General features: G+C 59.3%; 5 protein-coding genes. All 5 read right to left on the bottom strand.

The window, feature by feature from the left end:
* Positions 1–8 precede the first annotated feature (8 nt).
* A complete protein-coding gene (gene mlaE, locus GJ700_RS04440) occupies positions 9–797 on the bottom strand; it encodes a lipid asymmetry maintenance ABC transporter permease subunit MlaE (RefSeq protein ID WP_154371429.1) in 789 nt (262 codons plus the stop codon).
* Entirely contained in the window at positions 794–1,597 is an 804-nt protein-coding gene (locus GJ700_RS04435) for an ABC transporter ATP-binding protein (RefSeq protein WP_371867822.1), read from the bottom strand. The genes mlaE and GJ700_RS04435 overlap by 4 nt, the downstream gene beginning before the upstream one ends.
* Before the next feature lie 274 nt (positions 1,598–1,871).
* Positions 1,872–7,568, bottom strand: coding sequence for a DUF4214 domain-containing protein (locus GJ700_RS04430; protein WP_154371427.1), 5,697 nt, complete (start codon positions 7,566–7,568; stop codon positions 1,872–1,874).
* Between the two features lie 297 nt (positions 7,569–7,865).
* Entirely contained in the window at positions 7,866–9,329 is a 1,464-nt protein-coding gene (locus GJ700_RS04425; protein ID WP_371867821.1) for a glutamate synthase subunit beta, read from the bottom strand.
* 71 nt (positions 9,330–9,400) lie between these two features.
* A complete protein-coding gene (locus tag GJ700_RS04420; protein ID WP_154371426.1) occupies positions 9,401–14,125 on the bottom strand; it encodes a glutamate synthase-related protein in 4,725 nt (1,574 codons plus the stop codon).
* Between the last annotated feature and the right edge of the window lie 57 nt (positions 14,126–14,182).

Genomic DNA, 14,182 nt, shown 5'->3' with positions numbered 1-14,182 from the left:
TTGTTCGATCACTTGCTGAACATCAACGCCGTCAGCATGAAGTCCAGCCACCAGATCATCAGCGACGAAATCACGACGGTACGGGTGGTGGCGCCAGCCACGTCTTCCGGCGTCGGGCGGGCTTCATAACCCTGGTACAGCGCAATGAACGTGATGGCAACGCCAAACACCACGCTTTTCACGAAACCATTGAAGACGTCCTTATAAATATCGACGCCACCCTGCATTTGCGACCAGAACGCGCCTTCGTCGACGCCGATCAGCTTGACGCCAATCAGGTAACCGCCAAAGATGCCGACCGCGGAAAAAATCGACGCCAGGCACGGCACGGCCACCACGCCGGCCCAGAAACGGGGCGCCAGCACGCGCTGCACGGGGTTCACGGCCATCATTTCCATGGCCGACAATTGTTCACCCGCCTTCATCAAGCCGATTTCCGCCGTCAGCGACGTGCCGGCGCGGCCGGCAAACAACAGCGCGGTAATCACGGGCCCCAGTTCGCGGGTCAAGCCCAGCGCCACCAGCAAGCCCAGCGATTGCTCGGCGCCATATTTGTTCAGCGTGTAATACCCCTGTAAACCCAGCACCATGCCGACGAACAGGCCGGACAAGGTGATGATCAACATCGAATAGTTACCAATGAAATGCAACTGCTCGATCACCAGGCGCGGCCGGCGCAACAGGCCGGGCGACACGCCCAGCATATAAAAGAACGTGCGTGCGCTGTACCCGACACCTTCCACGTGATCGCGCACCCACGAACCCAGGCGCGCCAACAAATTCAATGCAAAATTCATGCGCGCGCTCCCAGGCCCAGGTCCGCCTCCAGCGATTTGCCGGGATAGTGGAACGGCACGGGTCCATCGCTTTCCGCATGGACGAACTGTTTCACGTACGGGTCGGACGACGCCATCATGTCGTCCGGCGTCCCGTGCGCAACGACTTTACCCTGCGACAGGAAATACACGTAATCGGCAATCAGGAACGATTCCTTCACATCGTGCGACACTAGGATCGTCGTCGAACCCAGCGCATCGTTGAGATTGCGGATCAGGTTGGCGGTGACGCCCATGGAAATCGGGTCGAGGCCGGCAAACGGCTCGTCATACATAATCAGTTGTGGATCCAGCGCAATCGAGCGGGCCAATGCGACACGGCGCGCCATGCCGCCGGAAATCTCGCCCGGCTTCATTTTTGCGGCATTGCGCAGGCCGACCGCGTGCAACTTCATCAACACCAGGTCGCGGATCAACTCTTCCGGCAAGTCCGTGTGTTCACGCAGCGGGAACGCCACATTTTCATACACGGTCAAGTCCGTGAACAACGCACCATGCTGGAACAGCATGCCCATTTTGCGGCGCAACACGTACAGGTCGTCCGTCTTTAACTGGTGCACGGTTTGCCCGTCGACCATGACCGCACCCTTTTGCGGACGCACCTGGCCGCCGATCAGGCGCAGCACCGTGGTTTTACCGCTGCCCGAACCACCCATCACCGCCACGACTTTCCCGCGCGGGAAATCCATATGGAGGCCATTCAAGATGGCGCGCTTTCCATAGGAGAAGTGTAAATCGCGGATTTCGACGAGGTTAGGCACGAGTTAGCTCACTTTGCAGAATCCCGTATTGTAGTGCAGAAACGCCAAGTTCTGCAGGCGGCTCCCTCTTACGGGCAGGGGAAGGAGGGGATGATACAACACTACTAACTGTCGGGTCAGCAATTTACAATTTGAAAGATTTGCAAATTGGTGCGGTGCGGGAGAGGTGGGGTCTTGCTTTTAATTCACTAGTTTGGAGATGGCAACATATCCGTAAAAAAGGGGCGCAATACGGTTGAAATGGGAACCGTATTGCGCCCCTTTTATTTCGGCATCAGAAACCGATGATGTTGCCGTCTTCGAAACTGATCTGCGTGGCGCTCACACCGACAAGCTTGATCAACGCGTCACCAGCCTGCACGCCGGCCGTGCTGTTGCCGACAACGAACAGGTAGGCGTCGCTGCCATCGTTGAAAACGACCGAGGTGCCGATGTCATCCGTGCCAACGGCTGTAATGACTGCGGCCAGTTTCTGCGCCAGCGTGGTGTCGTCAGCAGCAAATGTTGCCAGGCCCGTGGAGGCGACAGAAGCTTTACCCGCAACAGCCGTCTCGGTGTGACCTACCGCCTCCAGCAGCTTGCCGGCAAAGTAGATGCGGTTACCGGAGCCTGCACTCCAGTTGGCGATCGTGTCAGCGGCAGATGCGAGATCCGAAATGCTGCCTGCAGCCGTAAAATCGCCTTCGGATGCAAATACAAAGGTATTGGCCCCGGTGCCACCCGTCATCAAATCCACACCAGCACCGCCGATGAACGTCACGTCACCGGTTGAAGTCGACGTCAGCACATCACTGCCGTTCCCGCCTTCGAAGCGCAGCACACTGCTGCCTTGAGCGATCAGATTACCGTTTTGGCCCAGCGCGGAGAATTGCGTCACATTATTGAGGTTGTTAACAAGTAGCGACTTACCTGCGCCAACGACCACGCTGACAGAGTTTGCCGTCAACGCGCTGGCGTTGACGATGCCATTGGAAACTTGTACGTCCAGCATCACGTGATCGGCATGCGACGATGGTGTCTGCATGTCGCCGGAGGTGATTTGTACCGCATAAGACGAGTGAAGATCGCCACTCGCCGCATCCAGCGTGTCCACATTACCGGCACTGTCTTTCAGGAAACCGGTCGTCACGCTGAAGGCATCGGTTACCGGCGCTCCATATCCGTCTGCCGCCGTCAGTGCAGCCACCTTGGCGGCAGTGAGAATGACCTTCAGTTCTCCGTCATTCGCGAGCTTGACGCTGTCAATGTCAGCCAATGTGAATCCCACTGTCGTACTGCCACTGGCGTCATTCATTGCCAACGACAGCTTACTCCAGTCAAAATTCGGCTTCAGGTCGGTCGCCAGCGTTTCACCCGTACTCAACAGTGAATCGAAGCCTTCACCGGACACACGCAATGTTCGCGTCGAGATGTCAAGATCAATACCCGTGATAGTGGCGACCGGCGCTACATTATCAGCATTGAACCCAATAATACTTCCGAAAGAGCCAAAAACGATACCGGTAGCTTTGACGTCATTCAGCTTGACCAGCCCATACGCATCCAAACCTCCATTCCAAAGCAGATACGCATTTCCTTCATGATTAAACACGACGGTAACACCTGCCGACTCACCTTTCACTATCGCTTTGACTGCATCCACCTTCAGGGTCAATGTCGAATCCTCCGGCGCAAACGTTGCCAACCCAGCCTTTGATATCCTGGCATGCCCAGACAACGCCACGCCTGCATTGTCTGCCAATGGCAGGTGATTATTCGACAGCAAGCTGATCGAATTATTGGCTGAAGCGTTCCAGTTAGCAATCGTGTCAGTCAACGCAATGGTTTGTTGCGTGTCCCGACCAAGATCATCCGAGGACGACGCGAGCGAGAAAGAATTTCCTTTCGTTCCGCCAGTAAGAATGTCAGCCCCTCCACGAGGAGCGAAATGGGCGTAGTCATTCCCCGTGTACGTCAGAATATCGTTTCCGCTTCCTGTTTCGAAGAATGTAACACTGGAACTTGAAATAACGATATTACCTTGCACAGCCAAGTCGTCTTCAGAAGAAACCGTATTCGCCGTGTAGATGGATTGCGTGCCACCGACCATCAGTAAATTCGTTACGTGATCAGCATTGACAATATTAAGCGTCTTGCCTTTTTCCAAATTGGTCACTGCGACCCGGCCTGATTCAATACCACTGGCATCAACAGCCACGCTGGTGCCGCTGATACCGGCAGCAGACAGAATAGTTTTATTTGCCTGGCTATACGGACTCAGATTACCTGCGCTCAGCGGAACCATCAACAAGGTCGATACAGCGCCGTTGCTGTTGCCATCGGTGCTTGCAGCGTTACCCGCAGCATCCCTGATAAAGCCGGGGGCAACCTGCATCGAACCAGAGTACGAGCTATAACGGTAACTCGACGTTGCCAAGATCGCGTCATGCTTTGCGGAGGTCAATACGATAGCGAGCGATTCGCCAACGACACGTGCGCTTTCAACGTCAGTCAATGCAATATGCCCGTCATCGCTTGCGTTCCAGGCCAGCTTGCTCCAATCCAGATATGCCTTGATATCCTTGGATGAATCTTCCCCCGGGCTGAGGATGGTCGAGAATTTCCCGCCAGCGAAAGTCAGCGTGCGGCTACTTTCCTCATATTGCGCATACTGCTCCAGCGTCACAACCGGTGGTGTTGAATCACCTGGTTTGACGAAGTAGTCCGTCACGCCCAATGTACCAATCGCCCCCAGCCCCTGTGGCAAAGCCAGCTTGATAAACAGGTCGCGGCCTGCTTCCTGGGATCCCGATTGCGGACGATGTACATACAAGTAGGCGCCAGCATATTCACCGCTGGTTACTTTGATCACTCCCGCTTGCATTGCCGCCAAGCCTTGGAAGCTAGCCGATTTATACACGAGATCCGTCAATTTCTGCGCAGACGTCACCAGGCTGCCATCGACGTCGGCAAAACGCACCAGCGAAGACGGCAACACCAAGCCCTCGCCATTCGCATTCAGCAGTTGAATCTTATCCGTACCTGCCTGGAAATTGGTCACGGTGTCATAGGCTGCCGCCGTGGAATCAGATGCACGCACGGATTCTCCATCCTGGAAAATGCCGTGTGCGACAGGAAGCCAGAATATCTGAGGTTTCAGGACAACGTCATTACCGGTAATTGATGCAACGACTTTGCCAGTGCCCAGTGTTACACCATTGCTGGTCGCCGCATCGATAGCGCCCTGCAAATTGGCAGCGCCGCCGCTCAACGTGGCGACATAAGTCTTGTCGAGGTAATTGAAGGTCAGCTTATCGCCGCTGGACAATTTCCCGGCAATATCCGTCAGCTTGATCGTTGCCGGAGATTCAACGGCAGTATATTGCGTGTCGACGGAGCGCACTTCCGGAGCGCCCCCAAACGCATATTCCAGCGTTTGCGCGGCAGTGCCCAATTCAATGCGATCGGCGCCCAAGCCGCCACTGACAGTAGAGGAAGCCGTTGCCGAAATGGCAAACATCTGGTCACCAGCCGCACCAAACACATTGACGCTGCCTTGACCAGCCAGCACTGCATGGTCGGCCTGCCCCGCAGTCAGGATTAATGTTGCCCCGGCACTCACGTCAAAACTGCTGACCTTACCCAGCTGCGTATTGGCATGCACGTCGGTGTTCTTCAACACTTGCACATTTACTTTCGCAACAGACAGGTGCGACAGATCGGTGTCAGCCTCAAGGCCAACAACCATCGCGCTGCCGGCGCCGCTGGCAGTCACGCCGGACAACTTGGCTGCTGTGCCGATCAATTCCGTTCCCTCTTCCAACGCAAACGTGGCGGCGCCAACATTGGCGTTATCGACGTTGACGGTGCCCTTGCCAAGAACAGCCAACACTACCTTGCCGAGTTTGCCGGACAGATTGATGGTTTCACCGTCCAAATTCAGATTGGCATTGACGTTAGCCGTGCTGAGCGCAGACAGGTCTGCAGCAGGGGTGAGCTTCAAGTTCTGGACAGTCACGATACCCGGACCATCAACCGATTTCCCCGACAACTGCGCCGCGTCGGCAGCTAATGTCTGGCCACTGACCAAAGTGATTTTCGCCACATTGTCCAGGTCCGGCTTCGCGCTGGCCACAGTGCCGCCACGCGTAAACGTCGCCACATTGTCCGCATCGAGCTTCATTTCAACGGTGCCGGTCGCCGTACCGCCCAGCGACAGCACCTTGTTGCTATCGATCGCGACGATCAAGGTTTTCGGTGCTTCCGTTGGGGCTTCGGTTGGCGCAATGGTTGGCGCCTGTGTCGGGGCTTCGGTCGGCGCAACAGTGGGCGCTTCAGTTGGAGCAACGGTAGGGGCCACGGTCGGTGCAGCCGTCGGCGCCACCGTTGGCGCCACGGTAGGGGCCACGGTAGGGGCAGCCGTTGGCGCGACCGTTGGGGCAGTGGTCGGCGCTACGGTAGGTGTCGCCGTTGGCGCAGCTGTGGGTGCAATGGTCGGAGCCACTGTCGGAGCCACCGTGGGCGCCACAGTCGGCGCAGCCGTCGGCGTAATCTCCCCCACCTGGCTGGTTGCATTATTGATCGCCTGGTTCAGCGCATTGCCCGTGGTCGTGCTCACGCTGGCCGACACGTCGCCGCCCTTGGCGCCGCTTTCCATGTTCTTTTCCACCGACTCCGCCACCACCTGCACCTTGGCGATTTCCGTCAGCAGCGATTTCGCATCCGCGCCGGCCTTGCTGCTGGCCGCATCGATGGCCTGGTTCAGGTTGGCAATCGCCTTGCCGGCATCATCCGCCAGCTTGTCCACCTGCGCCAGCTTGGTTTCATCGGCGCCGGCTTTTTCCGCCGCGCCTTTGACGATCTGCTTGGCCGCATCCGACGAACCCAGGTCGACCTTGTCTTCCGCCTTGACGATCAAGTCCGCCAGCGCGTTGGTGGCGGCATTCGCGCCGCCATCGCTGCCCTGCGTCACGCCGGCGCCGCTCAGCACCGCACCCACCTGGCCCATCACGGTATTGACCTGCGCCGCCAGCGACTGCACTTTCAGCGCGGTCGCCTTGTCTTCCGTGCTGGCATCCTTGCTGACGGCCGACGCGATCGGATCGTAGCTGCCCAGGTTCACGGTCTCGGCAATGCCCAGCTTGTCCTTCACCAGCGCTTCAGCTTGCGCGGCGCTGATGTTGCCGCTGCTGGCCACCGAGTGCACCAAGGTGGTCAGCGGGCTGATCATGGTGGAACCGGCCGGCGCTTTAAAACTGCCGTTGACGGCGCTGCCGGTGGCCACGTCCGTGCCGCCGATCGAGATCAGGGTGCCGACGCCGCCCGTCAGCGTGAAGTTGCCCTGATCGTCGGTGGTGGTTTTCGCTTCGCCGTCATCGAGCTTGCCATTCTCATTGGCATCGGCAAACACGATGGCGCCTTTGATGTAGCCGTCCGCCAGGGTGCCCTTGATCGGGCCGGACGCGGCCGTCACGACCTGGTCGATGGTCTTGGCCAACCCGACCTTGGCCAGGATCAGGGTCACATTGTCGGTCACGCCGCTGAGCCATTTGCTGGCCAGCGCCAGCGATGCCGCGTTGCCATAGGCAGTCTGCTTGGCCGGCGTATCGAGCGCCGCCGTGAACGCCGAGGCGGCCGATACCTTGTTGGCCGCGTATTCTTCATCGACGTTGCGTGCACCGCGCAAAATGGCGGCCACTGCGTCGGGGGCGCTGATCTTGCCCTGCTCGATCACGCCGCTCCAGTATTCCACACCCGCCGGCTCCGCCGCGCGGTTGAACAAGTTCAGGTAGACCGCTTTCACCAGCTCGGCGGCAGGTTTACCGCCATACAGGGTCTTGAATTCGCTGGAGGCGGCAAACGAGGCAGAGATGGTCTCGATGCTCACACCGGCGTCAAACGCGGCGCTCCAGTAGGCCAGGCCAGCGGCATCGGCGGGACGGTTGAAGTAGGTGACGTACAGCTGTTGCAGCTGGGTGGTGGTGACGCTCATGCGTAATTCTTCCTGAAGTGGGCGTAATTAAATGACAAGGTACGGCCACACCGGAATCACTGCGAGCGCCCTTATTCTATGTAAAAGCTGACAATAAACCGTTCATTATAACAATTTAAATTTGGAAACAAACTATCGAATTGTCACCAAGTCCCATATTAGGTATAGGCCTCGGGAATCGCTGGGCATAAAAAAAACCGGAGAAGCCGAGGATCGCCCGACTTTCTCCGGTGGGAGTTATAACCTTTCGGAAATCTCGCAGAACCTGCTGCGACGGTTTTTCGAGATCCCGTTAAATCAACGTGGCAGTACCGACGAACCCATCAGGAATTCATCCACCGCGCGGGCGCATTGGCGGCCTTCGCGGATGGCCCAGACCACCAGCGACTGGCCGCGGCGCATGTCGCCTGCGGCGAACACTTTCGGCACCGACGTCTTGTAGCTGCTGTCGCCTTCGGTGGTGGCTTTGGCATTGCCGCGTGCATCCTTGTCGACGTTGAACGCGTCCAGGATTTGCTGCACTGGCGACACGAAGCCCATGGCCAGGAACACCAGGTCGGCTTTCATTTCGAATTCCGAGTTCGGCACTTCGGCCATCTTGCCGTCTTTCCATTCCACGCGGCAGGCGATCAGTTTTTCAACCTTGCCATTCTTGCCTTCCAGGCGCTTGGTGGCCACTGCCCAGTCACGCTCGCAACCTTCTTCGTGCGACGACGACGTGCGCAGCTTGGTTGGCCAGTATGGCCATACCAGCGGCTTGTTTTCCTGCTCCGGCGGCATCGGCATCAGTTCGAACTGGGTCACCGACGCGGCGCCATGGCGGTTCGACGTGCCCACGCAGTCGGAACCCGTATCGCCGCCGCCGATCACCACCACGTGCTTGCCGTTGGCCTTGATCTGGTCTTTGACCTTGTCGCCTGCATTGACTTTGTTCTGCTGCGGCAGGAAGTCCATCGCAAAGTGCACGCCCTTCAGATCGCGGCCCGGGACCGGCAGGTCGCGCGGCTGTTCCGCGCCGCCAGCCAGCACCACGGCGTCGAACTCTTTATCGAGGTCTTCCGGGAAGATGGTTTCCTTGGCCCAGTTGTTGACGTTGGCCGGGAAATCTTTACCGATCAACACGCTGGTACGGAATTTCACGCCTTCCGCTTCCATCTGTTCCACGCGGCGGTCGATGTGCGACTTTTCCATCTTGAAGTCAGGGATACCGTAGCGCAGCAGGCCGCCGACGCGGTCGGCTTTCTCGAACACGGTCACGTCGTGGCCGACGCGCGCCAGCTGCTGGGCAGCGGCCAGGCCTGCGGGACCGGAACCGACCACGGCGACTTTCTTGCCGGTCTTGACGGCCGCCGGCTGCGGCACGACCCAGCCATGTTCCCAGCCTTCGTCGATGATCTTGTGCTCGATCGACTTGATGCCGACCGGGTCTTCGCTGATGCCCAGGGTGCAGGCGGCTTCGCATGGCGCAGGGCAGATGCGGCCCGTGAACTCAGGGAAGTTGTTGGTCGAGTGCAGCACGTCCAGCGCTTCGCGGTAGTTGCCGCGATAAACCAGGTCATTCCAGTCAGGGATGATGTTGTTGACCGGGCAGCCGTTGTTGCAGAACGGGATGCCGCAATCCATGCAGCGTGCGCCCTGGATCTTGGCCTGCTCATTCGACAGGTGCAGGACGAATTCCTTGTAGTTCTTGAGGCGCGCCTCGGGAGCCAGGTAGCTCTCGTCCTGGCGCTTGAATTCCATAAAGCCGGTGATTTTACCCACGATTAATTCCTTATCTCTTCATTGAGCACCCGGCGGCGGCATCAGCCGCTCAAGCCGGGAACATCATCACATCAGGCGGCGATAGCCTGGGTTTCCATTTCGAGGGCCTTGTCTTCGGCCAGCTCGATCAGCGCACGCTTGTACTCGTTCGGGAAGACTTTCACGAACTTGCTGCGGCCTTCCGCCCAGTTATCGAGCAGGAAGCGCGCACGGGTGGAACCCGTATGCTTGAAGTGGCGCTCGATCAGGCGCTTCAGGATGACCTCGTCGGCCTCCGGCGTGCCGTCACGGTGCTGGCTGTGCCACGTGTTCTGGTCGACCTTTTGCTCGGAGGCCGGCAGCACCGACTCCAGGCTGACCATCGACAGGTTGCACTTCTGCGCGAAGTCACCGTCCGGGTCGTACACGTAGGCGATACCGCCCGACATGCCCGCCGCGAAGTTACGGCCGGTGGCGCCCAGCACGACCACGGTACCGCCGGTCATGTATTCGCAACCGTGGTCGCCCACGCCTTCGACAATGGCGGTGGCGCCGGAGTTACGCACGGCGAAACGTTCGCCAGCCACGCCGTTGAAGAAGGCTTCGCCGGCAATCGCGCCGTACAGCACGGTGTTACCGATGATGATGTTGTTCACTGCCCAGCCACGGAATTCCGTGTTCGGACGCACGATGATGCGGCCGCCCGACAAGCCTTTACCGACGTAGTCGTTACCCTCGCCCACCAGGTCCAGCGTGATGCCCTGTGCCAGGAACGCGGCGGCGGACTGGCCGGCCGTGCCTTGCAGCTGGATGTGGATGGTGTCGTCCGGCAGGCCGGCGTGACCGTAACGCTTGGCCACTTCGCCGGACAGCATGGTGCCGACGGTGCGGTTGACGTTCTTCACCGGCGAGATGAACGAGACACGCTCGCCTTTTTCCAGCGCCGCCTTGGCTTGCGCGATCAGCTTGTGGTCCAGCGCCTTGTCCAGGCCGTGGTCCTGCTCTTCCACGTGGTAGAACTTCTGGCCTTCCGCCAGTTTTGGCTGGTAGAAGACGTTGGAGAAGTCCAGGCCCTGCGCTTTCCAGTGCGCGATGGCTTTCGACTTGTCCAGCAGGTCGGCACGGCCGATCAGTTCGTCGTAGGTGCGGATGCCCAGTTGCGCCATCAGCTGGCGGGCTTCCTCGGCCACGAAGAAGAAGTAATTCACAACGTGTTCCGGTTTGCCCTGGAACTTGGCGCGCAGCACCGGATCCTGGGTGGCGACGCCAACCGGGCAAGTGTTCAGGTGGCATTTGCGCATCATGATGCAGCCTTCCACCACCAGCGGTGCGGTGGCGAAGCCGATTTCATCGGCGCCCAGCATGGCGGCAATCACCACGTCGCGGCCGGTACGCATCTGGCCGTCAGCCTGGACACGGATACGGCTGCGCAGGCCATTCAGTACCAGCGTCTGCTGCGTTTCCGCCAGGCCCAGTTCCCATGGGGTACCAGCGTGTTTCACGGACGACAGCGGCGACGCGCCGGTACCGCCGTCATGGCCGGCCACCACCACGTGGTCGGCCTTGGCCTTGCTCACACCGGCAGCCACGGTGCCGATACCCACTTCCGATACCAGCTTGACCGAGATCGATGCGCGCGGGTTCACGTTTTTCAGGTCGTGAATCAGCTGGGCCAGATCTTCAATCGAATAGATGTCGTGGTGCGGCGGCGGCGAAATCAGGCCCACACCCGGCACCGAGAAGCGCAGCTGGGCAATGTATTCCGATACTTTGTGGCCTGGCAGCTGGCCGCCTTCGCCCGGCTTGGCGCCCTGCGCCATCTTGATCTGGATCTGATCGGCCGAGTTCAGGTACTCGGCGGTCACACCGAAGCGGCCCGATGCCACCTGCTTGATGCGCGAACGCAGCGAGTCGCCATCCTGCAGCGGGATGTCGACCACCATCTTGTCCGAACCCAGCACGGTCGCCATGGTGTCGCCCTGCTTGATCGGAATGCCCTTCAATTCCATCTTGTAGCGCGCCGGATCCTCGCCGCCTTCACCGGTGTTCGACTTGCCGCCGATACGGTTCATGGCGACGGCCAGGGTGGCGTGCGCTTCGGTCGAGATCGAACCCAGCGACATGGCGCCGGTGGCGAAACGCTTGACGATTTCCTTGGCAGGTTCGACTTGATCCAGCGAGATCGCCTTGCTCGGGTCGATCTTGAATTCGAACAGGCCGCGCAGGGTCAGGTGGCGCTTGGTCTGGTCGTTGATGATCTGCGCGTATTCCTTGTACGTCGAATAGTTGTTGGCGCGGGTCGAGTGCTGCAGCTTGGCGATCGCGTCCGGCGTCCACAGGTGGTCTTCGCCGCGGATACGGAACGCGTATTCGCCGCCCGCGTCCAGCGCGTTTTTCAGCACAGGGTCGCTGCCGAACGCCAGGTTGTGCAGGCGCAGCGCTTCTTCGGCCACTTCGAACACGCCGATACCTTCGACGTTCGATGCGGTGCCCTTGAAGTACTTGTCAACCAGCGACTTGTTCAAGCCGATGGCTTCGAAGATCTGCGCGCCGCAGTACGACATGTAGGTCGAGATACCCATCTTCGACATCACCTTCATCAGGCCCTTGCCGATGGCTTTGGTGAAGTTGTAGATCGCTTGTTCGCCGGTCAGGTCGCCTTGCAGGGTCGGCGCCATTTCCACCAGCGTTTCCATCGCCAGGTACGGGTGCACGGCTTCCGCGCCATAGCCCGCCAACAGGGCGAAGTGGTGGGTTTCACGGGCCGAGCCGGTTTCCACCACCAGGCCGGTCGAGGCGCGCAGGCCTTTCGACACCAGGTGCTGGTGGATGGTCGACGTGGCCAGCAGCGCAGGAATCGCCACGCGGTCGGCGCCGATCGAACGGTCCGACACGATCAGGATGTTGTGGCCGGATTTAACGGCGTCCACGGCTTCCGCGCACAGCGAGGCCAGGCATGCTTCCACGCCTTCGTTGCCCCATGCCAGCGGGTAGCAGATGCTCAGTTCATACGACTTGAACTTGTTGCCCGTGTGTTGCGCGATATTGCGCAGGCGCGCCATGTCGTCGAAGCCCAGCACCGGCTGCGACACTTCGAGACGCATCGGCGGGTTCACGTTGTTGGTGTCCAGCAGATTCGGTTTCGGACCGATGAACGACACCAGCGACATCACCATCGCTTCGCGGATCGGGTCGATCGGCGGGTTGGTCACCTGGGCGAACAATTGCTTGAAGTAGTTGTACAGCGGCTTCAGCTTGTTCGACATGATCGCCAGCGGCGAGTCGTTACCCATCGAACCAGTGGCTTCTTCGCCGGCCACGGCCATCGGCGCCAGCAGGAAGCGCAAGTCTTCCTGGGTGTAGCCGAACGCTTGCTGGCGGTCCAGGATGGACGGCACGGCTTTTTCGCCCGGCGCGCTGCCGTCGTACTTGGCAACGTTTTTCGCCAGCTGGCTTTCCGACAGCTTGATTTCGTTCAGCTTGATGCGCACCGCGTTGATCCATGCCTTGTATGGCTTGGCGTTGGCGTACGTATCTTTCAGTTCCTTGTCGTCGATGATGCGGCCCGCTTCCAGGTCGATCAGGAACATCTTGCCCGGCTGCAGGCGCCATTTCTGGATGATCTTCGATTCAGGAATCGGCAGCACGCCGGATTCCGACGCCATCACCACCAGGTCGTCGTCGGTCACGATATATCGAGCAGGCCGCAATCCGTTCCTGTCCAGCGTACCGCCGATGTAGCGGCCGTCCGTGAAGGCCATCGCGGCAGGACCATCCCATGGTTCCATCATCGACGCATAGTATTCGTAGAATGCCTTGCGGTTGTCGTCCATCAGCGTGTGGTTTTCCCACGCTTCCGGAATCATCATCATCATGGCCTGTGCCAGCGGATAGCCTGCCATCAGCAGCAGTTCCAGCGCGTTGTCGAAGCATGCTGTGTCGGACTGGCCTTCGTAGATCAGCGGGAACAGCTTTTGCAGGTCGTCGCCCAGCACGGCGGATTTCATCACGCCTTCGCGGGCGCGCATCCAGTTGAAGTTACCTTTGACCGTGTTGATCTCGCCGTTGTGCGCGATCAGGCGGTACGGGTGGGCCAGCGGCCATTCAGGGAAGGTGTTGGTGGAGAAGCGCTGGTGCACCAGGGCCAGGGCGGAAATGCAGCGCGGGTCTTGCAGGTCTTTATAGTAGACACCCACCTGGTCGGCCAGCAGCAGGCCTTTGTAGACCACGGTACGGGCCGACATCGACGGCACGAAGAATTCCTTGCCGTGCAGCAATTTCAAGGCCTGGATCGCGTGGCCGGACGATTTGCGGATCACGTACAGTTTGCGTTCCAGCGCGTCGGTCACCATGATGTCGGCGCCACGGCCGATGAAGATCTGGCGGATCACCGGCTCTTTGGCGCGCACGGTCGGCGACATCGGCATGTCGTAGTCGACCGGGACGTTACGCCAGCCCAGCACGACCTGGCCTTCGATGCGCACGGCGCGCTCGATTTCCTGTTCGCAGGCGATGCGGGATGCGTTTTCCTTCGGCAGGAACACCATGCCGACGCCGTATTCGCCTGGCGGCGGCAGTTCCACGCCTTGCTTGGCCATTTCATCGCGGTAGTACTGGTCCGGAATCTGAATCAGAATGCCGGCGCCGTCGCCCATCAGCGCGTCCGCGCCGACCGCGCCCCGGTGATCCAGATTCTTCAGGATCAGCAGGCCTTGTTCAACGATCGAATGGCTTTTTTTGCCCTTGATGTGGGCGACGAAACCGACGCCGCACGCGTCATGTTCGTTGGCTGGGTCGTACAAACCTTGCGATTCCATGTTTTCTCCACTGCATTTAGATAACGAAAACTCAGAATAGTTCAATGCAAATGTAAA

It is taken from the genome of Pseudoduganella rivuli (assembly GCF_009674485.1).
Taxonomy (GTDB): Bacteria; Pseudomonadota; Gammaproteobacteria; order Burkholderiales; family Burkholderiaceae_D; genus Rugamonas; species Rugamonas rivuli_B.
The sequence above is the reverse complement of the archived record's forward strand: the minus strand, read 5'-3'. Positions and strand labels throughout refer to the sequence as shown.